The sequence below is a fragment of the Arthrobacter sp. AIWTK1 genome (genome assembly GCF_056680535.1).
Window position 1 is genome coordinate 4489039 of record NZ_CM155287.1, and the last position, 26013, is coordinate 4515051.

26 protein-coding genes are annotated in these 26013 nt (G+C 66.7%); 17 read left to right on the top strand and 9 right to left on the bottom strand.

The window, feature by feature from the left end:
- Nucleotides 1-8 precede the first annotated feature (8 nt).
- Together AC1MDG_RS20555 and AC1MDG_RS20560 are read left to right on the top strand one after the other, a co-directional pair.
- Nucleotides 9-1319, top strand: coding sequence for an HNH endonuclease (locus AC1MDG_RS20555; RefSeq protein WP_479809152.1), 1311 nt, complete (start codon nt 9-11; stop codon nt 1317-1319).
- A 372-nt stretch (nt 1320-1691) separates the two neighbouring features.
- Nucleotides 1692-2309 carry a uracil-DNA glycosylase family protein gene (locus AC1MDG_RS20560; protein WP_043485421.1) on the top strand — a complete coding sequence of 206 codons (618 nt, stop codon included), beginning with the start codon at nt 1692-1694 and terminating at the stop codon, nt 2307-2309.
- 7 nt (nt 2310-2316) lie between these two features.
- Here the strand turns inward: AC1MDG_RS20560 and AC1MDG_RS20565 are convergent, their stop codons facing one another.
- Both AC1MDG_RS20565 and AC1MDG_RS20570 read right to left on the bottom strand, forming a co-directional pair.
- On the bottom strand, nt 2317-3546 hold the full coding sequence (locus AC1MDG_RS20565; RefSeq protein WP_479806506.1) for a type II toxin-antitoxin system HipA family toxin: 1230 nt from the start codon (nt 3544-3546) through the stop codon (nt 2317-2319).
- Nucleotides 3543-3857, bottom strand: coding sequence for a type II toxin-antitoxin system Y4mF family antitoxin (locus AC1MDG_RS20570; RefSeq protein WP_479806508.1), 315 nt, complete (start codon nt 3855-3857; stop codon nt 3543-3545). Before AC1MDG_RS20570 ends, AC1MDG_RS20565 begins: the two co-directional genes overlap by 4 nt.
- A gap of 187 nt (nt 3858-4044) precedes the next feature.
- Between AC1MDG_RS20570 and AC1MDG_RS20575 the strand changes: the two genes are divergently transcribed.
- The 11 genes from AC1MDG_RS20575 (at nt 4045) to AC1MDG_RS20625 (ending at nt 16731) form a co-directional block, all read left to right on the top strand.
- Nucleotides 4045-4740 carry a FadR/GntR family transcriptional regulator gene (locus AC1MDG_RS20575; protein WP_043485427.1) on the top strand — a complete coding sequence of 232 codons (696 nt, stop codon included), beginning with the start codon at nt 4045-4047 and terminating at the stop codon, nt 4738-4740.
- 43 nt (nt 4741-4783) lie between these two features.
- A complete protein-coding gene (locus tag AC1MDG_RS20580; RefSeq protein WP_479806510.1) occupies nt 4784-5827 on the top strand; it encodes an asparaginase in 1044 nt (347 codons plus the stop codon).
- Nucleotides 5828-5893: 66 nt separating this feature from the next.
- Nucleotides 5894-7309 (top strand): aspartate ammonia-lyase, encoded by a 1416-nt coding sequence (locus AC1MDG_RS20585; RefSeq protein WP_479806512.1) that lies wholly within the window; start codon nt 5894-5896, stop codon nt 7307-7309.
- 27 nt (nt 7310-7336) lie between these two features.
- Complete coding sequence (locus AC1MDG_RS20590) at nt 7337-8887, top strand: amino acid permease (protein ID WP_052500650.1); 1551 nt, start codon at nt 7337-7339, stop codon at nt 8885-8887.
- Between the two features lie 224 nt (nt 8888-9111).
- Complete coding sequence (locus tag AC1MDG_RS20595; protein ID WP_479806514.1) at nt 9112-10059, top strand: L-lactate dehydrogenase; 948 nt, start codon at nt 9112-9114, stop codon at nt 10057-10059.
- 105 nt (nt 10060-10164) lie between these two features.
- The gene (locus tag AC1MDG_RS20600; protein WP_479806516.1) at nt 10165-10650 is read left to right on the top strand and encodes a hypothetical protein; all 486 of its coding nucleotides are present in this window, start codon (nt 10165-10167) and stop codon (nt 10648-10650) included.
- A gap of 141 nt (nt 10651-10791) precedes the next feature.
- The gene (locus AC1MDG_RS20605; protein ID WP_479806518.1) at nt 10792-11412 is read left to right on the top strand and encodes a DUF305 domain-containing protein; all 621 of its coding nucleotides are present in this window, start codon (nt 10792-10794) and stop codon (nt 11410-11412) included.
- A gap of 83 nt (nt 11413-11495) precedes the next feature.
- Nucleotides 11496-12374 carry a F510_1955 family glycosylhydrolase gene (locus AC1MDG_RS20610; RefSeq protein ID WP_479806520.1) on the top strand — a complete coding sequence of 293 codons (879 nt, stop codon included), beginning with the start codon at nt 11496-11498 and terminating at the stop codon, nt 12372-12374.
- A 116-nt stretch (nt 12375-12490) separates the two neighbouring features.
- Entirely contained in the window at nt 12491-13807 is a 1317-nt protein-coding gene (locus AC1MDG_RS20615) for an ATP-binding protein (RefSeq protein WP_043485456.1), read from the top strand.
- Between the two features lie 64 nt (nt 13808-13871).
- Nucleotides 13872-15137: a low temperature requirement protein A gene (locus AC1MDG_RS20620; RefSeq protein ID WP_479806522.1), complete on the top strand. Its 1266-nt coding sequence runs from the start codon at nt 13872-13874 to the stop codon at nt 15135-15137.
- Between the two features lie 82 nt (nt 15138-15219).
- On the top strand, nt 15220-16731 hold the full coding sequence (locus AC1MDG_RS20625; protein WP_479806524.1) for a carboxylesterase/lipase family protein: 1512 nt from the start codon (nt 15220-15222) through the stop codon (nt 16729-16731).
- On the opposite strand, the gene AC1MDG_RS20630 is transcribed toward AC1MDG_RS20625, so the two are convergent.
- Nucleotides 16728-17333: an HD domain-containing protein gene (locus AC1MDG_RS20630; protein WP_479806526.1), complete on the bottom strand. Its 606-nt coding sequence runs from the start codon at nt 17331-17333 to the stop codon at nt 16728-16730. The genes AC1MDG_RS20625 and AC1MDG_RS20630 overlap by 4 nt on opposite strands.
- A 9-nt stretch (nt 17334-17342) precedes the next feature.
- The gene (gluQRS, locus tag AC1MDG_RS20635; protein ID WP_479806528.1) at nt 17343-18239 is read right to left on the bottom strand and encodes a tRNA glutamyl-Q(34) synthetase GluQRS; all 897 of its coding nucleotides are present in this window, start codon (nt 18237-18239) and stop codon (nt 17343-17345) included.
- A 367-nt stretch (nt 18240-18606) separates the two neighbouring features.
- Here gluQRS and AC1MDG_RS20640 point away from each other — a divergent pair, with 367 nt between their 5' ends.
- The 3 genes from AC1MDG_RS20640 to AC1MDG_RS20650 all read left to right on the top strand — a co-directional run bounded on the left by AC1MDG_RS20640 (nt 18607) and on the right by AC1MDG_RS20650 (nt 21294).
- Entirely contained in the window at nt 18607-19074 is a 468-nt protein-coding gene (locus AC1MDG_RS20640) for an Lrp/AsnC family transcriptional regulator (RefSeq protein ID WP_479806530.1), read from the top strand.
- An 85-nt stretch (nt 19075-19159) separates the two neighbouring features.
- Nucleotides 19160-20647: a WXG100 family type VII secretion target gene (locus AC1MDG_RS20645; protein ID WP_479806532.1), complete on the top strand. Its 1488-nt coding sequence runs from the start codon at nt 19160-19162 to the stop codon at nt 20645-20647.
- 86 nt (nt 20648-20733) lie between these two features.
- Nucleotides 20734-21294, top strand: coding sequence for a hypothetical protein (locus AC1MDG_RS20650; protein WP_043485465.1), 561 nt, complete (start codon nt 20734-20736; stop codon nt 21292-21294).
- 31 nt (nt 21295-21325) lie between these two features.
- Here the strand turns inward: AC1MDG_RS20650 and AC1MDG_RS20655 are convergent, their stop codons facing one another.
- Complete coding sequence (locus AC1MDG_RS20655) at nt 21326-21781, bottom strand: Lrp/AsnC family transcriptional regulator (protein WP_479806534.1); 456 nt, start codon at nt 21779-21781, stop codon at nt 21326-21328.
- Nucleotides 21782-21886: 105 nt separating this feature from the next.
- On the opposite strand from AC1MDG_RS20655, the gene AC1MDG_RS20660 reads away from it, so the two are divergent.
- Nucleotides 21887-22582 carry a LysE family translocator gene (locus AC1MDG_RS20660; protein WP_479806536.1) on the top strand — a complete coding sequence of 232 codons (696 nt, stop codon included), beginning with the start codon at nt 21887-21889 and terminating at the stop codon, nt 22580-22582.
- 16 nt (nt 22583-22598) lie between these two features.
- Here the strand turns inward: AC1MDG_RS20660 and AC1MDG_RS20665 are convergent, their stop codons facing one another.
- The 4 genes from AC1MDG_RS20665 to AC1MDG_RS20680 form a co-directional block, all read right to left on the bottom strand.
- Complete coding sequence (locus AC1MDG_RS20665; RefSeq protein ID WP_479806538.1) at nt 22599-22958, bottom strand: nuclear transport factor 2 family protein; 360 nt, start codon at nt 22956-22958, stop codon at nt 22599-22601.
- A 94-nt stretch (nt 22959-23052) separates the two neighbouring features.
- Nucleotides 23053-24018, bottom strand: coding sequence for a hypothetical protein (locus AC1MDG_RS20670; RefSeq protein WP_479806540.1), 966 nt, complete (start codon nt 24016-24018; stop codon nt 23053-23055).
- Nucleotides 24019-24060: 42 nt separating this feature from the next.
- Entirely contained in the window at nt 24061-24561 is a 501-nt protein-coding gene (locus AC1MDG_RS20675; protein WP_479806542.1) for a DUF456 domain-containing protein, read from the bottom strand.
- 126 nt (nt 24562-24687) lie between these two features.
- Nucleotides 24688-25896, bottom strand: a complete 1209-nt coding sequence (locus AC1MDG_RS20680) for an NAD(P)-dependent malic enzyme (protein WP_479809153.1) — start codon at nt 25894-25896, stop codon at nt 24688-24690.
- Between the last annotated feature and the right edge of the window lie 117 nt (nt 25897-26013).

The window sequence follows — 26013 nt, forward strand, 5'->3', positions numbered from 1 at the left end:
TCACGGAAATGATCCGCACACTGGCTGACACGCGGCCGGCCGCGGACAGCGCAGGGATGATCGACCAGCTCCGTGAACTTGAGGATCTGAAATCCGCTGCCGCCGCGCGGCAGGCCCGGATCGCGGTCGCGTTCGACCTAAAGCAACGCAGAGAGCAGGCCCGCGCTGGCGTCCCCACCGAGCAGCTCGGTACCGGTGTCGCTGCGCAGATCGCTCTCGCCCGGCGGGAATCACCGGCCAAAGGCAGCCGGCTCCTGGGCCTGGCGAAGGCGCTCGTCACCGAGATGCCGCACACCCTTGCCGGCCTGCAGTCGGGCCAGCTCAACGAATGGCGTGCCACGCTGCTGGTGCGTGAGACCGCATGCCTGTCCGCGGCTGACCGCAGTGCCGTCGACGAGGAGTTGGCGTCCGACGTCGGGACGTTAAGCGGGGCAGGCGACCGCGCCGTTATTGCCGCGGCGCGGTCCGCCGCCTATCGGCGCGATCCGAGGTCCGTTGCGGACCGCGCCAGCCACGCCGCCGCCGAGCGCCATGTCAGTCTCCGCCCCGCGCCCGACACCATGTGCTATCTGACGGCGTTCCTCCCGGTCGCCGAGGGCGTGGCCGTCCAAACCGCCCTCAGTAGACACGCCGACACGTTCCGATCCGACGGAGACGCTCGTTCCCGCGGCCAGCTCATGGCAGATGCTCTAGTTGAACGAGCCACGGGAACGGAAGGTGGAATCAACGGAGTCGAGATCCAGCTTGTCATGACCGACCGCACACTGTTTCAGGGAGACAGTGAACCGGCCCGGCTTGCGGGCTACGGAGTTGTGCCTGCGGGGTGGGCGCGGAAGATCGTTGCCCGGGATCAGGTCAAGCCCATGAACCTGTGGCTCCGGCGGCTTTATACCGCACCGCGAACCGGGGAACTCGTGGCGATGGAGTCGAGGGCACGGCTCTTCCCGCCGGGACTGCGCCGCTTCATCCAAGTGCGGGACCACACCTGCCGCACGCCATATTGCGACGCCCCGATCCGGCATCTGGACCACGTCTTCCCCTGGCACAGCGGCGGCACGACGAGTGAAAGCAACGGCGCGGGGCTTTGTGAAGCATGCAATCACACCAAAGAAGCCCCGGGGTGGAGCGCCCACTCCCGTCCAGGAGCCCGGCACACACTCCAACTGACAACACCTACCGGGCACAGTTACGAGTCCACGGCCCCGCCGTTGCCGGGACATGAGCCTCCCGAAAGAGCAGCATCCCGCCACCGCCGTGAGCTCAGGCACCGGGCCAAGGCGCTCAAGCGCGTCAGGATAAGGGCCGCGGCCGCGGCGTGAGGGGGCGGCGGGTTATCCGGCTGACGCGCGTACCAATCAGAGCGCTGACGCGCACCTGAATCACCGCACCGGAATCACAAAAGACCGTCTTAAACAGCAAAGACCTGCAGGTACCTTCGCGATCTCGCTATGAGACGGCCCGGACATTCGCATGTCCCGAACGGCCCGCGTTATCTGAACGGTTACCTGCAGGCGCTTTAAGCGTACGCCCGGGCGGGCCTCCTGAAAATAGGTCGGGAGCCTCTTGCCGTGAAGCCCGGATGCGGTGCGGGAACCACCTCCTTTGGAAATCCGCTGAACATCAACCCCGGCCAAAAGCGTAGAGTGGAACCAGACGCCTGATTCTGGACGCCGTGTGCTGAGGGAGAAATCGTGACGATTGACTGGGACGAAAAAAAGGCCCTGCTGCAGGAACCGAACATCGCTGCTGTAACCCAGCTTTGCGACGAACTCATGGAAAAGAAGCCGGGATCCGTAGTCCCGTACATCGACCCCGTCCATGACGAGGACGAATGCAGGATCGTCAGTCTCCATGTCAGCCCGGGCAAAGGCACCGAATCGGGCTTCGTTTCGCATTTCAACGACGATGAAGCAGCCCGGCGGGCCACGTCAATCTACGAGATCGTGGAACTCGACCCCCGGTACGTCATGCCGTGGAACGCCTACCCCTGGGTACGCGATCCCGATCTCCCCTCCGCCCTCAACGTCCAGGAAAAGACGGACGGCCTCCGTCCCTTCCGCCAGTTCCTGAAGATCAACAGGCGCGTCTCGGCCATCATCGCCCATGGCACGGACGCCCAGACCTTCCTGACCCTCTTCGAGAAGACGTACCACCAGTCCCTGAAGAACTCCGGAATCAAGATCTACAAGGCCAGCGCCCTCGGCGGCCGGGCCTTCGCGGTTTCAGCGAACAAGCAGGAAGAACTTCTGAGCAAGAGCGTCGAGATCTACCGGGACGCGATGCAGCGCGCCGGGATCCAGCACCTCTAATCGCTTCCTACGCTTCCAGCAGCCTGCGCCGGTGCCTGAGCTCCTTGAGCCACTGCCTGGTGACCATCGACGAAAACGGTGAGGCGCCGTCGTCGTTCGTTCCGGCAAAAGCCGTACCCGCCTCAAGGTCGGCCACCAGCGGACCCGACGCCTTCAATCCCAGCTCCAGCACCTGCACGGCGGCGCGTTCCGCCAGCCCCAGGCCGGCGGCCCATGCCAGGAAATGCTTCCGCGAGATCCCGGTCCGTTTGCCGTCCAAGGTCAGGGCGAGCGTTTTGTCCCCGTAAACCACTGTGGAGGGGATGTCGTAGACCGGCGCGATGGACCACTCCCCCGACGGCTGCTGCACCATCGACACATTCTTGGCGTGCAGATCGCCGTTCCCGCTCAGCCACGCGAACGCCGCCTGGATGGCCAGGTTCCGCAGCGCCGGCAGCGGTGCCGCGCAGTACTCCGCGAGGGCGCGGCACACCTGCCCGTACGCCACGTTGTACTTGTCCGCGGGATACAGCCCCAGCACCTGGGCGCCGTCCTCGACGGCGAGCCGCTGCACCGCACCGTGCGCACCGCCCGCCAGCGGGATCCGGTCGAACCGCTCCACCAGGAGCCCCGGCCGGCCTTCGACATCCCGGATCAGCCGGACCTTGCTCAGCGGAATCCGCAGTTTGGCGGCATAACGGAACATCACCAGCTCGTTCTCCACCACATGCGGGAACTCCGGCGCATTGAGCTTGAGAATGTAGCGCCTGCCTGCACTGGCCACCGGCATGGAGATCATCCCGGCGGAGAGCTTGTCCTGCACCCCCGCGAGGGCCACGGGGTCGATCAGCCCGGAGTCGCCCAGCAGTGCGTCGAAATCGACCGGCGCCTTCGGGTTCAGCTCGACGGCGTGTTCGTCCGGGTCCAGCGGCTCACCGTGGCCAATGATCTGCACATCACCCACCGGGTTGGCGCCGGCGGCGATCAGGAGCGAGAGTTCGTCATCAACGCTGGTCTTCACCGATCGCCGCAGCGCATTCAGCCGCCTGCCCTCCGGCAGGAGGCCGGTGAAGTACGGCGGCGCGGCCCCCGCCGCGGACAGCACCGGCTCGGTGCCCAGCGGCAGCGAGCTGGCGACGGCGGGACCTCCCGCCGCGAGGTATGCCGGCAGGTAGCTGAACCTGGTGCCGCCGTCGTGCCGCTCCAGCCGCGCGGCCAGGACACCGGCCTTGTAAATATCTGCGACGCGGTGCCTCATGACCGGCCTTCGGGCAACCGCTTGACGGCGGCGGATCCGCCCTCAGCGGTGCGCGGGCCGTTATGTGCGCGGGCTCCGTCAATAGCGCGGGCCGCGGGGCGCGCCCGCGTGGTCAGCTGAAGCTCCAGGCCCAGCGTCTCCAGCAGCGCCAGAAGCGAGTCCAGCTGCACGCTGCGCTTCCCCTGTTCCACGAAACGGACGAAGCGCTCCGACACCCCGGCAAGGTGGGCAAGGTCGTACTGCGTCAGCCGCAGGGCTGCGCGCCTGGCTCTGACCTCGGCCGCGAGCCGGTCAGCAAACTCCTCTGTCATGCCCGACCCTTCCGATAGGCACGATCGTACCGTTTCTGCTCTGATTCCAGTGTAGGGTCCTCGGCCCGACCCGGTAAAGGGCGAAATCGGAATGAACGTGCCGAATACCCGTGGTGCGGGCCCGGTCGGCCTTGGAGCGGCCCGGCTCACAGTTGACACCTCGTGTGACCCGTGCCATATTTTAAGCGTGAACCTGTCAGACAGCCGGACAGCAGGACAGCCCCTCGCCCGCCTCAGCGCAGCCGAAGCCGTCTTCAACGTCCTCCGCACCGACATCGAGTCCGGCAAGCTCGAAATCGGTGCCAAACTGAGCTCCGAAGCCACGCTCTCCCAGCAGTACGGGGTGAGCCGTTCCGTGGTCCGTGAAGCGCTGCGCTCGTGCAACGCCCTCGGCCTCACCACCACCAAAACCGGCCGCGGCACCTTTGTGGTCGCCAACCGGGTAGCCAAGGACCTGGTCCTCGGCCAGTACTCGGCCCTGGACCTCACCGAGGCCCGCCCGCACATCGAAGTTCCGGCCGCCGGTCTGGCCGCCGAGCGCCGGACGGCCGAAGAACTGGAAGGCCTGCGGGATATTGTGGCCGCCATGGCCGCCGAGGACGACCCCGAAGCCTGGGTGGCCCTCGACTCCAGCTTCCATGCAGCCATCGCCCGGGCCAGCCACAACAAGGTGTTCGAAAACGTGGTCTCCGACATCCGCGACGCCCTCGCGCACCAATCCGAAACCCTCAACATGGTGGCCGACCGCCAGCACGCCTCGGACCAGGAACACCAGCGGATCCTGGCCGCCATCGAATCCGGCGATGCCGCCGAGGCCAGCGCCGCAATGCAGGAACACCTGCATGCCGTCGGCGTCGCCCTCGACTCCATCCTCAGCCAATAACCGCAACACCCAACCGACGCCAGTCACCGATCCCAAGGACTCCATGCTCTCCCCTGCCTTGCCCGTCCACGCCCAGGCCCCGGCCCCGGACCTCACTGCCTTGCCGCAGCACGTTCCCCTGGCCGTGCAGACCCGCGACGGGCTCGTGGAAAGCATCCACTACGGCTCGGTGATCGCAACCGCCCCGGACGAATCAGCCGATGGCGGCCTCCGCACGCTGTTCTCCGCGGGCGCCCCGCTGGCACCTTTCTACCCGCGCTCATCGCTCAAGCCGCTGCAGGCCGTGGCGATGGTCCGTGCCGGCCTCAACCTTCCGGCCGACCTCCTGGCCCTCACCGCAGCCAGCCACTCAGGGGCAGCAATGCACCGTGACGGCGCCCTCCGCATCCTCGAAATGCACGGGCTGACGCCCGAGGCGCTGGAAAACAGCACCGACCTGCCATACGGGCCGGACGAACGTGAGGAATGGCTCCGCAACGGCGGCACGGCCACCCAGCTCACCCAGAACTGCTCCGGCAAACACGCCGCCATGGCCGCGACCTGCGTCATCAACGGCTGGCCGGTCAGCGGCTACCTGGATCCGGAACACCCGCTGCAGCAACTCGTGGCCGCCACCGTCCGGGAACTCACCGGCGAAGAGCCCGAGCGGACCAGCACCGACGGCTGCGGCACCCCGCTGTTCGCCCTCACCCTCCGCGGCATGGCCCGGGCCTTCGGGCGCCTTGCCGCCGCAGTGCTGACCGATCCCGGAAGTCCGGAAGCCACCGTCGGCCGCGCCATCATCCAGCACCCCGACATGGTGGCGGGCGAAGGCCGCGATGTCACCGAATTGATGCGCCTGCTCCCCGGCGCGGTGGCCAAGGACGGTTTCGAAGGGGTCCAGCTCGTGGGCCTCCCGGACGGCCGCGCCGTGGCCGTGAAAATTTCCGACGGCGGGGACCGCGCCCGCATGCCGGTCACCGTCCGCGCACTGGAGGCCCTCGACGTCGACACCGCACCGCTGGCGGGCATCGCCACGGCAGCCGTCCTGGGCGGCGGCCGTCCCGTCGGCGAGCTGACTGCAACCGCCTTCCTCCCGGCAACCTAGCCGCCCGCCCCAACCTTCCAACCTCCCCCGCCACGCCACGCCACGCCACGCCTCCCGAGGATACCCATGACCGAAACCGCTTCCCCCGCCGCCTTCCGTTCCGAGCATGATCTCCTGGGTGACCGGGACGTTCCCGCCGCCGCGTACTGGGGCGTGCACACGCTCCGGGCCGTGGAGAACTTCCCCATCACCGGCCAGCCGCTCTCCACCAACATGTACCTGGTCCGCGGGCTCGCCGCCGTGAAACTCGCAGCCGCCCGCACCAACCACGAACTCGGCCTCCTCGACGCCGAACGCGCCCACGCCATCGAAGCCGCCTGCACCGACGTCATGAACGGCAAACTCAACGACCAGTTCGTCGTCGACGTCATCCAGGGCGGCGCCGGAACCTCCTCGAACATGAACGCCAACGAGGTCATCGCCAACCGCGCCCTGGAAATCCTCGGACACCCCAAAGGCCACTACACCCGCCTGCACCCCAACGACCACGTCAACCTCTCCCAGTCCACCAACGACGTCTACCCCACCGCGGTGAAACTCGGCACCATCTTCGCCGCCCGCGAACTCCTCGCCGCCCTGGCCGAACTCCAAGACGCGTTCGCCGCCAAAGCCACCGAATTCCGCACGATCGTCAAAATGGGCCGCACCCAGCTCCAGGACGCCGTGCCCATGACCCTCGGCCAGGAATTCGGCTCCTACGCCGTCACCATCGGCGAGGACCGGCTCCGCCTGGCCGAAGCGGACCTGCTGATCCACGAAATCAACCTCGGCGCCACCGCCATCGGCACCGGCCTGAACGCCCCGGCCGGCTACACCGAAGCAGCCTGCCGGCACCTGGCCGAGATCACCGGCCTGCCCCTGGTCACCGCGCCGGACCTCATCGAAGCCACCGCGGACGTCGGCGCCTTCGTCCACCTCTCCGGCGTCCTCAAACGCGTCGCCGTGAAACTCTCCAAAATCTGCAACGACCTCCGGCTGCTCTCCTCCGGCCCCCGCGCCGGCCTCGGCGAAATCAACCTCCCCGCCGTGCAGTCCGGATCCTCCATCATGCCCGGCAAAATCAACCCGGTCATCCCCGAAGTCGTCTCCCAGGTCGCCTACGAAGTCATCGGCAACGACGTCACTATCACCATGGCCGCCGAAGCCGGGCAACTCCAGCTCAACGCCTTCGAACCCGTCATCGTCCACAGCCTCCACAAGAGCATCTCCCACCTCGAAGCCGCCTGCCGCACCCTCACCGCACGCTGCATCCGGGGCATCACCGCCAACACCGAACACCTCCGCCTCACCGTGGAACAATCCATCGGCCTCGTCACCGCCCTGAACCCCCACCTCGGCTACACCACCGCAACCGCCATCGCCCAGGAAGCCCTCGCCACCGGCAAAGGCGTCGCCGAACTCGTCCTCGAACACAACCTGCTCACCGCCGAGCAACTCGAAGACCTCCTCAGCCCCCAACGCCTGGCCAACCTGAGCAAGTAGTCCCCAACCGAACCGCGAAGGACCCCCATGACACAGCCCCAGCAGGACACTGCCCAAAAGCAGGTCATCACCGACCACACCATCCCGGCGCACGCCCACGCCTCCGAAGCCTCCCTCCACCGCGAGGATGAGGGCTACCACAAGGGACTCAAGCCCCGGCAGGTCCAAATGATCGCCATCGGCGGCGCGATCGGCACCGGTCTCTTCATGGGTGCCGGCGGCCGGCTTGCCACTGCCGGGCCGGCCCTCATCATCAGCTACGCCGTGTGCGGCTTCTTCGCCTTCATGATCCTGCGCGCCCTCGGCGAACTCGTGATGCACCGCCCCTCATCCGGATCGTTCGTCTCCTACGCCCGTGAATTCTTCGGCGAGAAGGCCGCGTTCGTCACCGGCTGGCTGTACTGGCTGAACTGGGCGATGACCGCGATCGTGGACATCACCGCCGTCGCGCTTTACATGAACTTCTTCAAGAAGTACTGGGCACCCATCGCGGACGTTCCCCAGTGGACGTGGGCACTGACCGCCCTGATCCTGGTCCTCGGCCTGAACCTGATCTCCGTCAAGGTCTTCGGCGAGCTTGAGTTCTGGTTCGCGCTCATCAAGGTCGTTGCCCTGGTCACCTTCCTGGTGGTGGGTATCTACTTCGTCATCTTCGGCACGCCGGTGGACGGCCAGGAAGTGGGCTTCAGCCTGATCGCGGACAACGGCGGCTTGTTCCCCAACGGCCTGCTTCCGGCGATTGTCGTCATGCAAGGCGTGGTGTTCGCCTACGCTTCCATCGAACTGATCGGCACCGCGGCCGGCGAAACCGAGAACCCGGAAAAGATCATGCCCCGGGCCATCAACACGGTCATCTTCCGTATCGCGGTGTTCTACGTCGGCTCCCTGGTGCTGCTCTCCCTGCTCCTGCCGTACACCTCGTACAAAGCCGGCGAAAGCCCGTTCGTCACGTTCTTCGGTTCCATCGGGGTTGAGGGTGTGGACGCCATCATGAACCTGGTGGTCCTCACCGCGGCGCTGTCCTCGCTCAACGCCGGGCTGTACTCCACCGGCCGGATCATGCGCTCCATGTCCGTTGCCGGATCCGCGCCCAGGTTCGCTGCCCGCATGAACAAGGCCGGCGTCCCCTACGGCGGCATTGCCCTGACCGCAGCCGTAGCCGTCCTCGGTGTGGTGCTCAACGCCGTCGTTCCCGCCGAAGCCTTCGAAATCGTCCTGAACGTGGCGTCCCTGGGCATCATCAGCACCTGGGCCGTGATTGTGATGTGCCAGATGCAGCTTGCACGGCTCGCCAAGCGCGGCGAGCTCCTCCGGCCGGCGTTCCGGATGCCCGGCGCGCCGGTGACCGGCTGGATCACGCTGGCCTTCCTGCTGGCCGTTCTGGTGCTCATGGCCTTCGACTCACCCGTGGGCACCTGGACCATCGCCTCGCTGGTCATCGTCATCCCGGCACTGATGCTGGGCTGGCGCCTCTGCCGGGAACGCGTCCTGGAGATCGCCGCGGTCCGCGACGGCTTCACCGGCCCGTACCCGCTCGTAGCCAACCGCCCGGGCCCGGGGGCGAAGAACAAGAGCTAAACCCTCCGCCAGCCACGCGTTCCCACCAGCGCGAACGGACACTTGCGGCCCTGAAATCCTCGGATTGACGGGCCGCAAGTGTCCGTTCGCGCTTTGGCGCCGTGGCTTAAGCGTCCGTTCGCACTGGTGTGTGGCGGCTGCTATATCGGTACCATGAAGCCATTGCGGGCAGTTGCACCATCAGCGCGCGTCCTGGAACTCCGGGGCCGGGAAAGAGGTAGCTCATGTCAGGATCCAAACTTGCCGTGGTGGGCGCCGGAAGCGTGGGCACCTCGCTGGCCTACGCCGCCCTGATCCGCGGTTCGGCCAGCAACATCGCCCTGTTCGACGTCAACGCCCTCAAAGCCGAAGCGGAGGTCCTGGACCTTGCCCACGGCACCCAGTTCGCCGCCGCGGCTGCCACCGTCGCCGGCGGCGGCGACATCTCCGTGACGGAAGGCGCCGACGTCGTTGTGATCACTGCCGGCGCGAAGCAGGCTCCGGGCCAGACGCGCCTGGACCTGGCCGGGACGAACGTCGGCATCCTCGAACAGCTCATGCCGCAACTTCTTCAGCACGCCCCGGATGCGGTCTACGTCCTGGTCACCAACCCCTGCGACGTGCTCACTGTCGCGGCGCAAAAGATCTCCGGACTGCCCCCGGAGCGCGTCTTCTCCTCCGGTACCGTGCTGGATACCTCAAGGCTGCGCTGGCTGCTGGCCCGCCGCGCCGGCGTCTCGGTGGCCAGCGTCCATGCCAGCATGGTGGGCGAGCACGGCGACACGGAGTTCCCGGTGTGGTCCGGTGCCACCATCGGCCCCGTCCCCATCCTCGACTGGGAGGCTGACGGCGAACGCATCTTCACCCCGGAATACCTGGCCGAAACTGCCCGCGAGGTGACGCAGGCGGCCTACAAGGTCATCGCCGGCAAGGGTGCCACCAACTACGCCATCGGGCTCTCCGGCGCACGGATCGTGGAAGCCCTGCTCCGGGACGAGAACGCCGTGCTGCCCGTGTCCACCGTGCTGGACGGCCCCTACGGAATCTCCGGTGTGGCGTTGTCCCTGCCCAGCGTCGTGGGGCGCGGCGGCGTGCACCGCGTCCTTCACACGCCCATGGACGACGGCGAACTGGCGGCCCTGCAGCATTCGGCGGACACGCTGCGGAACGCAATGGGTACGCTGGGAATCTAAGAGCCGCACTCTTCGTTGAACGATGCGGGATCTACAGCCACTGCGCACTGAACCAAGGGAAGGGAGAACGCTGTGTTTCACATTGCCGGCTCCCTATCTTTCCCTGTGAGTCGCCTGCTTCGGACCGCACTGCTTCTGGGCGTCCTCGCAATCCTGGCAGGATTCATCGGCATGCACGTCTTAGCGTCCTCGCACACCCAGCACGGCGCGGGCGCCTTGGCGTCGGTTCCCGCCGGCGCCCACGCAAGCCACGCCGCGGCGCCGAGTGCAGCGGCACCTACCGCGCCGCATGCCATGGCGGACGGCACAGTGCACGCCGCAGCCCTGGACCCGGCCTCGGCCCGGCCCATGGGCAGCAGCGCACCGGAACCGCCGCCGTCGTGCGTCTCCACCGGCGAAACCGGTGAGATGTCGGCCCCGCACGCAAGCTGCATTCCTGCACCGGCCACCGCAGGCCTGTCCGCGCCGCCCCCGGGCTCCGCATCGTTCGCCGGCCCCGAACCGGCCGCGCATGCCGGCGGGGTGCTGTACGCCTCCACACACGTGCCCGGCAGTCCAACGCCCGGCGAACTCTCCATTAGCCGGACGTAAAACCGGGAGCTGCACCGTGGCGCTTCCGGTGCTTCCGCCTGACCCTGGATGCCGGCTCCCCGCGTTGACCCCCCGCGCCCCGAAGCCCGGCAGCCGCCCCTCCCGGCGCCCCATGCCGGATTCCCGAAGGACACCATTCACATGAAGAAACCACTCACCCTTTCAGCCGCTGCCCTGGCCGCCGTCATCACGCTCGCCGGTTGCGGCTCGAACGCCACCACCGGCTCCTCAACGATGCCCGCGGACCACGGGGCAATGAGCTCCAGTTCCGGGCCGGCGGGCGGCCCCGACGCCATGGGCCACAACTCGGCGGACACGTTGTTCACCCAGTCCATGATTCCGCACCACGCACAGGCGGTGGAGATGAGCAACATGATGCTCGGCAAGCAGGGCGTCAACCCGGCCGTCACCGAACTGGCCACCAAAATAAAGGCCGCACAGGGCCCGGAAATCGAGCAGATGAACGGCTGGCTCAAGGGCTGGAATGAACCCACTGCCATGGCCGGGCACGGCGAAGCAGGCCACAGCATGTCCGGCATGATGAGCGACGACGACCTCAAGGCACTCGATGCTGCACAGGGCAAGGAAGCTGACAAGCTGTTCCTCACCCAGATGATTGCGCACCACGAGGGCGCCGTGCAGATGGCAAAGGCCGAAATAGCCGACGGGCAGAACAGCGACGCCGTGAAGCTCGCCCAGGAAATCGTTGCCGCCCAGGAGGCCGAAATCAAGCAGATGCAGGACCTGCTGGCGACGCTTTAGCCCGCCGGTCCCCGGCGCCGGACCGGACCGCACCTGGTCCGGCGCCACCTCCCTTCCCACCTCAAGCTGCCGGAGCCCCCGCCATGACCTTTGCCCATGCCGCCCGCCGCACCGGCCTCACCGCCGTCGTAGCGGGCCTCCTCCTGGTGCTTGCCGGCTGCTCAGCCGGCCAGCAGCCCAATACTGGGAAAACCAGTCAGCAGGCGCCCCAGCGAGGCCTGCCCAACAGCCACGTCCACGGCCTGACCGTCAACGAGGCGACCGGTAAACCTCTCCTCGCCACCCACGACGGCCTATTCGACCTCTCGGCAAACCCCGCGGTCCGGATCGGGTCCGGCCACGACCTCATGGGGTTCACTGCCGGGCCAGACCACGGCACGTTGTACGCTTCAGGCCACCCGGAGAAGGGCTCAACGCTCCCAGACCCGCTGGGCTTGATGCGTTCCACCGACAACGGCGCCAACTGGGAGCCCCTCTCCAGGCAGGGGGAATCAGACTTCCACGCCCTGACCACCACCAGATCCAGGATCGTTGCGTTCGACGGCGCCCTTCGCATCAGTGCCGATGGAAAGTCATGGCAAAAGATGCCGGTCTCCTTCGTTCCTGCCGCCCTGGCTGGCAGCCCGGGCGGCGAAGTAGTCCTCGCCACCACCGCGGAGGGGCTGCAGCGCTCCGCTGACGGCGGCAGCACGTGGACGCTGAACCGGGCGGCCCCGGTCCTCCGGTTTGTGGCCTTCGGCGGCAACAACGACGTTGTAGGGGTGGAGCCGGGCGGTGCCGTCCACCAGTCCAGCGACGGTGGTGGCAGCTGGGTTCGGCGGGGAACCCTCCAAGGCGAGGTGTACGCCATTGACGCGTCGGCCGGCACCGGCGGCACCGTCCGTGTGTGGGCTGCCACGTCCGCCGGGCTCCTGGAGTCTGCCGACGGCGGGGTCACCTTCCGGCCCTACAGCCCGTCCTAGCGGCCGCCCGGCGGCGTAATGCAACGCCGCCGCAACCCCGGGCGGGGCAGGTTCGCATATGCTCAGCTGAGAAGTTCACGCTGGCTCAACGACGAACCACCACAGGAGAAACGCTCATGACCACCTGGCGGATCAGGGATTTCCATTCGGCCGACCTTGACGGCATCCTGCACCTCTGGGAATCGCTCAAGGCCACCAACGTGGAGCCCGTCTACGCGCTCTCCGAGGTCCTGGCCTCCTGCGAAAAGGACCACGCCGTGGTGGCGGTGCAGGGCGATATGGTGGTGGGCGCCGCCGTCGGACGCGCCGCGCACGACCAGGGCTGGATCGTCTTCCTGGCCACGCTCCCCGAATACCGCGGCCGCGGGATCGGCACCTCGCTGCTGGCCGCCGTCGAAAACCGGATGGCCCCGCACGGGCTGAACAAGCTGTCCGCACTGATGCCCGAGTCCGAAACCCGGGTGGAGGCGTTCCTCAGCCGCGGCTTCGTGCTCAAGAAAAACCTGCGGTACTTCGAACGCACCATTCCCGTCCAGCGCCAGGAACTCGAACCCCTGGGCCTCCTCGGCGGCCGCATCCTGGCCCGCGACCTCTGGGAGAACGTGGCGGGCATGCGCAACGAAAAGGAACTGCTGGAACGCCGGCTGGTGCTGCCCCTGGCCGAGGCGGACCTGGCGGACGAATTCGGCGTGGTGCCGCCGCGCGCCGTCGTGCTCTTTGGCCCTCCTGGCACCGGCAAAACAACGTTCGCGAAGGCCATCGCGTCCCGCCTCGAATGGCCGTTCGTGGAAGTATTCCCCTCCCGGCTCGCCGCCGATCCCAAGGGCCTGGCCGGCGCCCTCCGCGAAACTTTCCTGGAGATCGCCGAACTGGAACATGCCGTGGTGTTCATAGACGAGGTGGAGGAGATCGCCTCCCAGCGCTCGGGCGAACCGCCGTCCCCGCTGCAGGGCGTCACCAATGAACTGCTGAAGATCATCCCGGCCTTCCGCGAACAGCCCGGCCGCCTGCTGGTGTGCGCCACCAATTTCATCCGCGCCCTGGACACCGCCTTCCTGCGCCACGGCCGGTTCGACTACGTGATCCCCATCGGCCTTCCCGACCGCCAGGCGCGCGAAGCCATGTGGCAGCGCTTCATCCCGGCCACCGTGGTGGACGACGTGGACATTGAGCTGCTGGTGGACCGCACCGAGGGCTTCTCCCCCGCGGACATTGAGTACGCGGCCCGCAGCGCCTCCCAGCGTGCGCTGGAAAAGGCAGTGTACGACGACGGCGGACTGGCTTCCGGGGGCGACGTTTCCGTCCGCGCAGCGGTCCGGAAGGGCCCCGCGACCCAGGACTACCTCGACGCCATCGCTGACACCCGGACCACGGTAAGCAAGGAGGTCCACCAGGACTTCCTCGAGGACATCGACTCGCTGGGCCGGGTGTAGCAGGCCGATCTTCACAGTGGGGCGCTCTGGAGCGGCCGCCGCTCCCGGCGGTACCCTTTGAGCCATGTCCAACAATCCCCTCCGGCATGCCATGGCCCGCATGGGCGGCCGCGACCCGCATGAGCAGCACCGGGCAGCCACCCCGCTGGAGCTGTTTTTCGATCTCACCTTTGTGATTGCGTTCGGAGTGGCCGGAAGCCAGTTCGCCCATGAGATCGCCGAGGCCCACTTCGGTGCCGGGCTACTGGGGTTCTCCTTCACGATGTTTGCCGTGATCTGGGCATGGATCAACTTCACCTGGTTCGCCAGCGCGTACGACACGGACGACTGGGTCTTCCGCGTGGTCACCATGATCCAGCTGCTGGGCGTCCTCATTCTGGCCATGGGGATCGAGCCGCTGTTCCACTCGCTGGTGGAGGGAGACCATGTGGACAACGCCGTGATCGTGGGCGGCTACGTGATCATGCGCCTGGCCCTGGTGTTCCAGTGGCTGCGTGCGGCGCGGCAGGACCCGGGCCGCCGCCAGACCTGCCTGCGCTACGCAACCTACCTTGGCGTGGTGCAGCTCGGCTGGATCGCAGTGCTGATCATCCAAGCGGACCTGCTGACCACCATCCTGATGACCGTGCCCCTGTACGTCCTGGAAATGGCGACGCCGTACGTGGCCGAACATTCAATGCGGACCCCGTGGCATGCGCACCACATCGCAGAACGCTACGGACTGCTGGCCATCATCGCCCTCGGCGAATGCCTGATCGGTGCCATCGAAACGCTCCGGGCCATCGTGGCGAACCATGGCTGGAGCGTGGACGCTGCACTCGTGGGCTTCGGCGGCACCGCACTGGCCTTCGCCATGTGGTGGATCTACTTCATCCTGCCCGCGGGCCGGGCCCTGCACCTCCAGCGGCACCGATCATTCTTCTTCGGCTACGGCCACATCCCCATCTTCGCCGCCATCGCCGCAACAGGTGCCGGGCTGCACGTTGCGGCCTACTACATCGACCACGAGGCCCACATCAGCGCCGCCGTGGCCGTGGCCAGCATCGCGGTGCCCGTGGCCCTGTTCAAACTCTCCCTGACGTGGCTGTACAGCGTGATGATCTGTGTGGACCGCACCGTCATCGCCGTGGCCGCCGGCGTCCTCGCCGCGCTTGCAGGCAGCGTGGGGCTGGCCGCCGCCGGAGCCTCGGTGCCCGTCTGCCTGCTCGTTATCGTGGTGGTTCTCGGTGCTTCCATCGTCATTGACGAGAAGCGCGGCACCGGCAAAATGAGCGCAGCACTGGAGCGCATGGAGCGGGAAGTCTCGACGGGCTCGACCACCAAGGGGTGACCTTCGGCCCTTCAACCGCACCGCTTCGTCCTGCCAGAGTGGAGGCAAACCCCGGAAACCCCAGGCCGTGGAGGTGCCACGCATGGACACTGTCGTCAACACCACGCATGGCCAGTTACGCGGCAGCATGGCCGGCGGCGTGCACCGTTTCCTGGGCATCCCCTACGCCGCGCCGGCGTCCGGTGCGCACCGGCTCCGCCCGCCGCAGCCGGCGCAGCCCTGGAACGGAGTGCGCGACGCCACTCAGTACGGCGCAGCCCCCTTCCAGCTGGCTCCCCCGGAAAGTGCGGGCACGGAGTGGGACACCGCGCTGGCCGGCGAGGACTGCCTGAACCTCAATGTCTGGACGCCGGACCCCGGCAGCGCGGGGCTGCCGGTAATGGTCTGGATTCAGGGCGGCGCGTTCGAAATCGGCTCGACGGCGGCGTATGACGGACGGAACTTCGCCCGGGACGGCGTCGTTTGTGTGGTGATCAACTGGCGGGTAGGCGCCGACGGGTTCCTGGACCTGGGCGACGGTCAGGCCAACGTCGGTCTCCTCGACCAGGTCGCGGCCCTGCGCTGGGTCCGCGAGAACATCACAGCCTTCGGCGGCGATCCCGGTAACGTTACCGTCTTTGGGCAGTCCGCGGGTGCCATGAGCATCGGCGTTCTCCTGTCGATGCCCCGCGCGGAGGGGCTGTTCCGGCGCGCCATCCTGCAGAGCGGCGCTGCCCACCACGTCCTCCCCGCCCAGAGCGCCCATCGTATCGGCCGGTCCCTTGCCGAGAAGCTTGGGGTGCCGCAAACCCGGGAGGCAATGGCGGCAGTACCCGCCCAGCGGTTCCTGGCGGCGCAAGCGGAGCTGAAGGCGGATCTCCTTGCCCGCCCGGACCCGGCGCACTGGGGACATGAGGTGTTGGCCAGCTCGATGCTCTGGCAGCCGTCGATCGACGGTGATGTCATTCCCCGGCGCCCCATTGACCGTATTCGTGCCGGCGCCAGCGCGGCAGTGGACCTCATGGTGGGCACCAATACCGAGGACTGGAAGCTGTTCCTTGCCATCACAGGCGTGATCGCGAGGGTCACGGAGCAGGACCTGGCGGAGTCGAAGAGCGTGGACGGCTTCCCGCCGATTGGCGCGTACGGGCTCCCCGCCGGCATTGCCCTGCGCGATTACCGGTCCCATTACCCGGGCAGTTCCCCCGGCGAATTGCTTGCCGCTGTGGAAACCGACTGGTGGGTGCGGATTCCGGCGATCCGCCTCGCGGATGCCCATGCGAAGGAGGCGTCGCTGACCTCGGCACGAACGTACATGTACGAGTTCGCCTGGCCTGCCCCTGGCCTCGGCGCAGTCCACGCCGTGGACGTGCCGTTCGTTTTCGACACCCTGGACAAGGACTCCAGATTGTTCGGACCGCTGCTCGGGCCGAACCCGCCGCAGGAGCTGGCTGATGCCATGCACGCCGCGTGGATCTCCTTCGCTTCTACAGGCGACCCGGGATGGCCGGGCTACGATCTCGAGCGCAGGACCACCATGCTGTTCAACACCGAGTCACACGTCGTCTACGACCCCCGGGCGTGGGAACGGGGCCTCTGGGAGGGCGTCCGCTAGGACTCGTAGGACAGGTTCTCGTAATCGGTGTCGTCCGCCTCGTCCAGGCGGTCGTCCAGTTCCTCGAGCAGCCACGGGTTCACCCGGGCCAGGACCATCCGGACCTCTTCCACCGGAACAGCGTTGTAAAGCACGGGCCGGGCCTCGTCGTAGCGGGTGACGGGCGGCTTGTCCGGCCACTTTTCCGCCAGGGCCTTGACGCGCTCGGGCAGCGAGTTGTGGGCATTGTCAGCGATTTTGACCAAGGTGGCGTCGTGGTCCTCGGCGATGAACCGGATGCCGGCCTGGTAATCGTCGGGGTTGTCATGCAGGCGCTTGGTGACCCGTTCGATAATGCCGACCGCGCGTTCGGAAACTCCCATCTCCAGCAGGGCCTGCCGCGTGATGGGGGTGTCCTCGGCAATGTCGTGGAGGTAGCCGGCAATCCGGATGTCGTCGTCGAAGTCCGCCAGGGCATCACCCACGGCAAGGACGTGTTCGCGGTACGGCCGCTTGAGTTTGTCCTTCTGGCGGTTGTGGGCAACTTCGGCGAGGACCTTGGCCGTCTCAACAGTGAATCGTGGCTGGGGGACGCTAGCGTCCGTGGTTCCTGTTTCTGGCATGGTTCCAGCCTACGCGCCTGCGTCCGGCACGCCGGGCCACACCCACGGCTCCCTCGGCAGCGCTGCGGGGTCAAAGGACGCAAGGGCACGGGCCAGCGGTCCGGCCGGGAGCCCGAGCGATTCAAGGATGATGTCCCGGACGCGGCCGGCATCCAGCCCGGCAGATGCTAAATCCGCCAGCGTCACGGCGCCGTCGCGCTTGGCCAGCCGGGCGCCGTCGGAATTCACCACCAGCGGCACGTGTACATATTCCGGTACCGGAATATTCAGCAGGGAAGCCAGGTAGGCCTGCCGCGGGGTGGACGGGAGCAGGTCGTCCCCGCGGACCACCTGGTCAATCCCCTGGGCGGCGTCGTCCACCACCACCGCGAGGTTGTAGGCGGTCACCCCGTCATTGCGGCGGAGCACAAAGTCATCCACGACGCCTGTGTACGTGCCGTGCAAACGGTCCTGCACGGTCCAGTCGGCCACTGCCGAGCGCAGCCTGATCGCCGCGGGACGGATGGTCCTTTTGAATTCACGCTCGGCCGGGTCGAGGTTCCGGCACGTCCCCGGGTACGCACCCTGCGGGGCATGCGGAGCTGACGGCGCCTCCTGGATTTCGCGCCGCGTGCAGAAGCACTCGTACGTCATGCCCGCGGCAGCGAGGCCACGGATCGCTTCCGCGTACAGCGGCCCGCGTTCCGTCTGGCGTACGACGCCGCCGTCCCAGGTCAGGCCGATGGCCGCCAGATCGCGGAGCTGCTCCGCCTCAGCGCCGGCACGGGCACGGTCCAGGTCCTCCACGCGCATCAGGAACCGCCGGCCGGTGGAGCGGGCGAACAGCCAGGCCAGCATGGCTGTCCTGAGGTTTCCCACGTGGAGTTCGCCGGAGGGGCTTGGAGCAAAACGGCCGGCTGAAGTCATGGCACCAGCCTAATCCGGACAACACAAGAGCCCCTCAGCTACCGAACACTCCGGTGGTCCGGCGTCGGTGGCTCAGGGGCTCTTGCCGTGCCGGGACCGGGAGCGCAGCTCCGGACCCATTGCACAGCTTTGCGATGAGCGATTGCGGAATGACGATGCGTGAACAAGAGTCAATCAGCGGCAGCGTCCTTGCGGGAAGCCTGTTCCAGGGACCGGGTGGTGTGCCGGGGCTCCTGTAGCCTGCGGGATCCGGCGGTAGCCTTCGTCCCTTGTTGCCATCATTTCACCAGAAGCCCTACAGTAGGCGCAACGAGCTGGCGCTTCATTGATCAGACTGATCAATGAACGAGCGACAGTCAGGCAGGAAGTGGTCAGATTGCAGGAACTCGATCCCACGGACCGGCGGATCCTCACCGCACTGGACGACGACCCCCGGGTGCCCATCATGGTGCTAGCGCAGAAGCTGGGCCTGGCGCGCGGAACGGTGCAGTCGCGCCTGGAAAGGATGACGGCGTCCGGCGCCCTCCGCCCCAACAGCAGCCGTGTGCTGCCCTCCGCGCTGGGCCGCGGCGTGGCCGCGGCAGTGAGCGCCGAACTGGACCAGAGCCACCTGAACGAGGCCATCGCCGCGCTGCGCAAGATCCCCGAAGTACTGGAATGCCACGCGCCCGCCGGTGACACCGACCTCCTCATCCGTGTGGTGGCCAAAAGCCCGGACGACCTCTACCGCGTATCCGAGGAAATCCGGCTGTGCCCCGGCATTGTCCGCACGTCCACGAGCATGTTCTTGCGGGAGGTCATTCCGTACCGAACCACCGGGCTGCTGGGCGCCTGAATCCGGGGATGCTTGGGGAGTCCTCCCCATCGCCGCCTGTCCGCCAAAGCCGTTAGGCTGGCCGTGGACTTCAACAGGGGGAAACATGGCGGGGAACTTCTACGGCGCTGACGTCGCGCAGCTGCGCCAGCTCGCCAAGGACTTGGCGAAAGGTGCCAGCCGCCTGGAACAACTGGGGCAACAGTTGGGCGGCTCCATCACCTCCAGCCCTTGGAAGGGCAACGACGGCGAGCGCTTCCGCAGTGACTGGAACGGCTCCCACGCGAAGGCGCTCAGGGCTGCGGCTGCCGGCATCCACAGCGCATCCAAAGCGCTGCTGCAGAACGCCGACCAGCAGGACCGGGCCAGCACCGGTTCGACCGGCGGCGGGGCAGGCAGCGGAAGCGGCGGCAACCCGACGGACGGCGCCGCACAGGAACTGACCGACAAGCTCAACGGCATGACACCGGACGAACGTGATGCCTACCTGAAGTCCGAGGAATTCCAGCAGTGGGTCCGGCAGAGCCAGGGCAACGCAGATGCCGCAAAGGGCGTCCTTGACGGCCTCGTGGACTCGGGCGCCATGGCCCCACTGGACGCTCATGGGAACAAGAACGGCTACGGGCAGTTCCTGCAGCAGTACTGGGCCGAGTCCGCAATGCGCGAGGCGGGGATCGACCCCAACCGCTGGAATCCGTCTAAGGGCGTTGACTACAACCGGGCCGACATCCACAAGGTTTACGCCTTCTACGCTGAGCTGTACAAGAACGATCCGCGAATGGAGTGGATCGGTATGGCCAACCAGGTGGGCCCGACCTTCATCGCCGGTTTTGAGGACCTAGCTGTTCTCCGGAAGGCAGCCGCGGCGGGCGAGGACTTGTCAGAACAGCTGGATGGCACAGACCCGGCGCAACGGAGCTGGATCACGCTGCTGGCTTCCCTGGGTGAGTCCGACCTCGCCTTCTACGAGACGACGTTCCTCGAAATGCAGAAGGAGATCTTCTCGGATATCGGATCGCAGCACTTCGCCTATCAGCAGGGCGGCATGGAAGAAATCAAGAGGATGAAAGACTCCGGCGTGGTATCTCCGCGCATGAATACTGCCTGGACCAGCTTGGATTCCGTCCCGCGGTACCCGGGTCCGGAGGGGTACCACCAGCTGAGCCCCGCCCAGCAGGCAGCCCTTCACAAGGCGTCGTACAGCATGGCAGACCAAGAACAGAACCACGTCATCGCGGATGACTACGACAACATCCGGAGCCGCCCGACCGGAGAAGCCTTCACAGCGGCTATGACATGGGTGGGAGATCCCAGCATCGTTGGAGCAAAGTCCTACTATGAGCAGTTCCCGGCCGCGGAGCCGTACTTCGACATAAGCCGGTTTCCGCCGGCCGGCATCGACATCCACCTAGGCAACATCTCAAACCGCGACGACCGGTGGGCCCTCATTGATCAGGACACCCTGAAGGCTTACGAGGATTGGCTGCACGCAGAAAAAAACCCGTACGGTGAGATGGTAGAACCCATGCCCCAACGAGTCGAGGAGTACCGGAAGGTGCCAGTTGCTGTTCGAGCCGTAGTGGGTGCGTTGTGAGGTGTCGTTCGATAGTTGCACTCTTGTGCAGCGCGCTCCTGTTGTCTGGCTGCGCATTTACACCCTCCCAAGAGAAGGAGCCCATCGTGGCCAGCGGAAACTCCCAATTCACCAAGAACGGTATCGAGGCGATGAAAGAGAGCCAAAAGGTGAGCTTCGATTTCACGGCACTGCCACTGGACATGGCGGCGCTGGGCCTGGACGAGGATTCCGATGGAGCCATGGTCGCGACCGATACCGACCGGCGGATGAAGGTCGCAATGACGACGCCCAACGGAGTGGTTGAGATGGAGACGGACACCATCCGCGTTCGAGGTGGAGGTGTTGAGAACAAAGTGGACAGCGTCGACATCTTCATCAACTACCCGGACGCCCAGGATGCCAATTCCGAGATCGAACGGGCCGCCAACGAGCTCGGGATTATCCCCTTGAAAAATGCCCCGACCATTGGCCCGGAGTTCAAGGACGGCTCCGGCAAGGAAACATGGAACCCCGGGTACGGCAACGCCACCGGCACCGTCTTCGCGCTGTCAATTATGTCCAACCACACCACCGGGCGGATGACCTTCATCTACACCGTTTTCCTGTCAGAGGAGTTCTACACCCCTGAAGCCAAGGCACAAATCGCGGAGACCGGCAGGTACTGAACCCGGACCCACGGACTGAGACGGCCCCGGCCTAAACCGGCGGCCCGGCGTTCGACTTCAGGTTCTTCATCACCAGTGTTGACGTCAGCCGTTCCACGCCGGGCAGCGAGGTGAGCTCTGCGTCGTAGAAGCGCTGGTACGCCGGCAGGTCCTCCGCGATGACTTTCAGCAGGTAGTCCGGCGAGCCGAACAGCCGCTGCGCCTCCACAATGTTGGGATTGTCCGCCACCCGGTTCTCGAAGATCTCCATGGTGGGCCGGTCCACCTGCCTCAGGGTCACGAAAACGATCGCTTCGAAACCGAGCCCCACGGCGGACGGGTCGATGTCCGCGCGGTACCCCCGGATCACGCCCGATGCCTCAAGATCGCGGAGCCTCCGATGGCACGGTGCCACCGTCAATCCCACCTTTGCGGCCAGTGCGGTCGCCGTCATCCGCCCATCCTCTTTGAGGTGGCGCAAGATATTTCTGTCAATGTGGTCAATCACGCAATTATCTTACCGTTGGGACGCATTTCCTGAGTAAATCAGGGAACACTTCTGCCGACGATTTGCCTAGAGTTTCTCTTATCAGCACGTCGTAGGAGGCCGCCCGTGAATTCCCAGTTGTTCCTTGCATTCCTGGTGGTGGCCGGCGCCTTGGCCTGCACGCCCGGCGTGGACTGGGCCTACTCCATCGCGGCGGGCCTGAAAGAGCGCAGTTTCGTCCCGGCGGTAGCGGGTCTTTGCGGGGGCTACGTCCTGCACACGGTGCTGATGGTTGCCGGCCTGGCCGCCCTGCTCGCCGGACTTCCCGGCGTGCTCGGCTGGCTGACCGTTGCCGGCGCCGCCTACCTGCTGTGGCTGGGCTTCGGGACCATCCGGTCATGGCGCGGAGCCACCTTCGGCACCGGAGTAGCGTCCCCGGAAAGTTCGACGGCGGGAGGCCCTGCGGGCACCGCCGTCGCGCCGGCGGAGTCCAACCAGTTCCGCACCTTCCTCCAGGGCGTGGGCACCAGCGGGATCAATCCCAAAGGCCTGCTGTTCTTTGTGGCCCTGGTTCCGCAGTTCGTCAGCCCCGAGGCGTCCCTCCCGGTTCCGATGCAGTCCGCGCTGCTGGGCCTGACGTTCGTCCTGCTGGTGGCCGTCGTGTACACCTGCGTGGCGTTGCTGGCCAGGAAGCTGCTGCACTCACGCCCCGGAGCTGCCCGGCGGGTGACCCTTGCCAGCGGAATCATCATGGTGGCACTCGGAACAGTACTGCTGTCCGAACAGCTGATTCCCATGGTGACCGGGATCGCCTGGCAGTAGTACCTGCAACACCCGCCTAGATCTTGCGTTCCATGAACCATTCAGTAAAGGCCGCGGCACGCCCGTCCGGTCCGAGCCGGACCACCCAGAGGTTCTCGTAGCTGGGGCGGTCCCCCAGATAAGTGGTGCGCCCCTGGACGAAATGCAGGTCACCGTCCGAGCCGAGGGGCGACCACTCGAAGGTCCATTCGTCGGGCTCATCCGCAGCGGTCAGCCAGCGTTCCACGATCTGCTCGTGCCCGCGCCAGGCGTCCGGGTCGTATGGCCGGGTGGCGTACACGGCATCCTCGGTGAAGAGCGCCCGGATGTCCTCCGCCTTATTCGTGGTCCATGCCGTGATGTACTTTTCCATCCACTGCTTGATTGCATCGCTCATTGGTCCGTTGTACCGCGGCCCGGCACCCCCCACAAGGGCCCGGCTGCCAGGAGCCCGGCTGCCAGGGGCCCGGGGCCGGATCAGTCCTGTCCGCTCATTCCCGGTCCAGCTGTTTCCATTCCTGCTCCCAGAGCCTGCGCTCCTCAACGTCCTTGCGGATGACCTCGAAAGTCTCGAGTTCGGCGGGCCGGCCCCGCAGCCAGTCCCGCGGGTTCAGGGACTTGCGGCCGTTGTCCAGCAGCAGCAGGGTGCGGTCCGTGAGGGCATCGTTGCGTAGCGCAAGATGGGTCTTCCGGCGCCGCAGCACCTCCTTCAGGGCCGACTGGGCCGAAGTGTTGGCTCCCAGCCGCCGGAGGGAACGGGCGCGGACCAGCAGCAGCGCTGCCGCGAGGTCATCGGAATTGAGCAGACCCTCGGTCCAGACCACCACCTCCTTGTCCCGGCCCAGGGAGTGCGCCAGCGAGCAGCGGGCCAACGCTGCAGGAAGCGACGGCGGCAGCGCGGCCACCGTTTGCAGCGCGGCCTCAAGGTGGCCCGTTTCCCGCAATGAGTGGGAAAGCGCCAGGAACACGGCCTCCTCGCTGAACAGCACCGGAACGTCCATGCGTTCGGCAACTTCAACCCGGGTGACCACGCGCGTCAGGTAGCCGGACGCGAACTGGTTGGCGTCGTCGTCGTTCCTGGTGGTGAGGCCCCGCTGCAGGAGCTCCGAGGCACGCAGGTAGCCGCCCTGCTTGTACGCGAGCAGACCGGCCATGACGTAGCAGAGCCCGGCCCAGCCGGGATAGGCACGGCCTGCGGCAATCAGCCGGTTGGGGTCGGTGTTGTGGAAGATCGCGTCATAGACGGCCTTGGCAGCTTTCCCCGGGAGCCGCTTGAGCCTGGGGACCGGGCCGTCCACGCTGAGGAGTGCAGCGTTCCGGCCGCCCAGGGCGCTCTGCAGGATCCCGCCCACGCCGTCGGCGATGTCACGCACCGGCGTCCGGACCTGGGCGTCGCCGAACGGGGTCAGGTCGCGGTTGTCGCGATAGATCGGTCCTGAGGTCTGTCCGGCGCTCATTCTTCCATGCTAGTGGTGCACGCTTGGCGGCCGCTGGGAGGACTAACTGACCGCGGCCACCCAGACGCCGATCACCCAGGTGCTCGCGGCAAGGCAGGCCAGGCCGAACTCCACCAGCATGCCCACGCCTGTGGCTTTCAAGGCTGCCCAGCTGGTGGTCATGGCGGTCCGGAAATCGCGGGTGCGGTGGGACTCGCTGAGCAGCAGGCCGGCGGCGAACCCCACGAAAAGGCCCACCACCGGAATGAGGAACATGCCCACCACGCCAAAGACGAGCCCTGCCGCCACGCTGCGGCTGGGGATGCGGTGTTCCCGGAGCTTCCGTCCCGTCAGCACGGCGCTGGCCGCCATTCCCGCCAGCACGAAGGCCAGGCCCACGCCGAACACCACCCAGCCGGCCGTTCCGGCGCCGCCCCAGATGGCCCAGGCCAGCAGGCTGAGTCCGATGAGGATGCTGCCCGGCAGCACGGGGATAACAGTGCCGGCGACGCCCACCAGGATGGCAAGGCCGCAGAGGACAGTCACGAGGATCTCGGGGTTCATGCCCCCAGTCTAGGGTTGCCCGGAGAAGGCACGGGGACAACGCCTGCTTTCACAAACGACGACGGCGGTGCCTCCCCAGCACGGGAGGCACCGCCGTCGAACTTCCTGGCGGAGGATACTCCGCGGTTACTCCGCTTCGACCGCTGCTGCCACGGCGGCGGAAACGGCCGGAGCGACGCGCGGATCCAGCGGGCTGGGCACGATGTAGTCGGCGGACAGCTCGGGTTCGGCCAGCTCAGCGATGGCGCGGGCTGCGGCAAGCTTCATGGCGGGCGTGATCCGGCGGGCACCGGCGTCCAGCGCCCCGCGGAAGATTCCCGGGAAGGCCAGCACGTTGTTGATCTGGTTGGGGAAGTCGCTGCGTCCCGTGGCCACAACGGCTGCGTAACGCGAGGCGACCTCCGGGAGGACTTCGGGGTCCGGGTTGGAGAGCGCGAACACGATGGAGCTGTGGTTCATGAGCTTCAGGTGCTCCTCGTCCAGCTTCGAGGAGGATACGCCGATGAACACGTCGGCGCCGAGCAGCGCTTCGCCGGGGCCGCCGGTGATGCCGCGCGGGTTGCTGCGCTGCGCCATCTGCGCCTTCTTGCTGGCGGGATCGGCGGCAATGTCCGCGCGGTCCTTGTTGATGACGCCGCGTGAGTCAAGCAGGACGACGTCCTGGATGCCGGCGGTGAGCAGGATTTCGGCGACGGCGATGCCGGCGGCGCCTGCACCGGAAACCACCACGCGGAGTCCTTCGAGTTCGCGGCCGGTCACCTTCGCGGCACCGGTCAGCGCTGCGAGGGCCACGACGGCGGTGCCGTGCTGGTCATCGTGCATGACGGGGCAGTCCAGGGCCTCGATGAGCTTTTCCTCAAGCTCGAAGCAGCGCGGAGCGGAGATGTCCTCCAGGTTCACGGCGCCGAAGCTGGGGCGCAGGCGGACGAGGGTCTCCACGATTTCGTCCACGTCGGTGGTGTTGAGGACCAGCGGGATGGAGTCCAGGTCGCCGAAAGCCTTGAACAGTGCGGACTTGCCTTCCATGACAGGCAGGGAGGCGCTGGGACCGATGTTGCCGAGGCCCAGCACGGCGGTGCCGTCGCTGACCACAACAACCAGGCGCTGCGCCCAGGTGAGGGTCTTGGCGAGTTCCGGCTCGGCGTGGATGGCGCGGCTGACCTGGGCCACACCCGGAGTGTAGGCAATGGAGAGATCGCGCTTGCTCGCGAGCGGGACCGTGCTGGAGATGGACAACTTGCCGCCCTGGTGGGCTTCGAAGATCTCCTGGTCGGTCAGCACGGTTGACTCGTCGGCGGAGGCGGTTCCGGCGGAAACGCCGTCGGCGGAAGAGATGGTTTCAGTGGACACGTCGTTGTCTCCTGGGGCTAGCCGTGGGCGCACGGCACAAAAAGGCTCAAGCACATAGGAGGCTCAAGATGGGCGTGCTGGAAATTCTGCGGCCCAAGGGAT

What these genes read in the sequence shown, in the direction of transcription:
- AC1MDG_RS20555 (WP_479809152.1), top strand. Translation starts at nt 9, where the DNA reads ATGATCCGCACACTGGCTGACACGCGGCCGGCCGCGGACAGCGCAGGG.
- AC1MDG_RS20565 (WP_479806506.1), bottom strand. Translation starts at nt 3,546, where the DNA reads ATGAGGCACCGCGTCGCAGATATTTACAAGGCCGGTGTCCTGGCCGCG.
- AC1MDG_RS20570 (WP_479806508.1), bottom strand. Translation starts at nt 3,857, where the DNA reads ATGACAGAGGAGTTTGCTGACCGGCTCGCGGCCGAGGTCAGAGCCAGG.
- AC1MDG_RS20580 (WP_479806510.1), top strand. Translation starts at nt 4,784, where the DNA reads ATGCTCTCCCCTGCCTTGCCCGTCCACGCCCAGGCCCCGGCCCCGGAC.
- AC1MDG_RS20585 (WP_479806512.1), top strand. Translation starts at nt 5,894, where the DNA reads ATGACCGAAACCGCTTCCCCCGCCGCCTTCCGTTCCGAGCATGATCTC.
- AC1MDG_RS20590 (WP_052500650.1), top strand. Translation starts at nt 7,337, where the DNA reads ATGACACAGCCCCAGCAGGACACTGCCCAAAAGCAGGTCATCACCGAC.
- AC1MDG_RS20595 (WP_479806514.1), top strand. Translation starts at nt 9,112, where the DNA reads ATGTCAGGATCCAAACTTGCCGTGGTGGGCGCCGGAAGCGTGGGCACC.
- AC1MDG_RS20605 (WP_479806518.1), top strand. Translation starts at nt 10,792, where the DNA reads ATGAAGAAACCACTCACCCTTTCAGCCGCTGCCCTGGCCGCCGTCATC.
- AC1MDG_RS20610 (WP_479806520.1), top strand. Translation starts at nt 11,496, where the DNA reads ATGACCTTTGCCCATGCCGCCCGCCGCACCGGCCTCACCGCCGTCGTA.
- AC1MDG_RS20615 (WP_043485456.1), top strand. Translation starts at nt 12,491, where the DNA reads ATGACCACCTGGCGGATCAGGGATTTCCATTCGGCCGACCTTGACGGC.
- AC1MDG_RS20620 (WP_479806522.1), top strand. Translation starts at nt 13,872, where the DNA reads ATGTCCAACAATCCCCTCCGGCATGCCATGGCCCGCATGGGCGGCCGC.
- AC1MDG_RS20625 (WP_479806524.1), top strand. Translation starts at nt 15,220, where the DNA reads ATGGACACTGTCGTCAACACCACGCATGGCCAGTTACGCGGCAGCATG.
- AC1MDG_RS20630 (WP_479806526.1), bottom strand. Translation starts at nt 17,333, where the DNA reads ATGCCAGAAACAGGAACCACGGACGCTAGCGTCCCCCAGCCACGATTC.
- gluQRS (WP_479806528.1), bottom strand. Translation starts at nt 18,239, where the DNA reads ATGACTTCAGCCGGCCGTTTTGCTCCAAGCCCCTCCGGCGAACTCCAC.
- AC1MDG_RS20645 (WP_479806532.1), top strand. Translation starts at nt 19,160, where the DNA reads ATGGCGGGGAACTTCTACGGCGCTGACGTCGCGCAGCTGCGCCAGCTC.
- AC1MDG_RS20665 (WP_479806538.1), bottom strand. Translation starts at nt 22,958, where the DNA reads ATGAGCGATGCAATCAAGCAGTGGATGGAAAAGTACATCACGGCATGG.
- AC1MDG_RS20670 (WP_479806540.1), bottom strand. Translation starts at nt 24,018, where the DNA reads ATGAGCGCCGGACAGACCTCAGGACCGATCTATCGCGACAACCGCGAC.
- AC1MDG_RS20675 (WP_479806542.1), bottom strand. Translation starts at nt 24,561, where the DNA reads ATGAACCCCGAGATCCTCGTGACTGTCCTCTGCGGCCTTGCCATCCTG.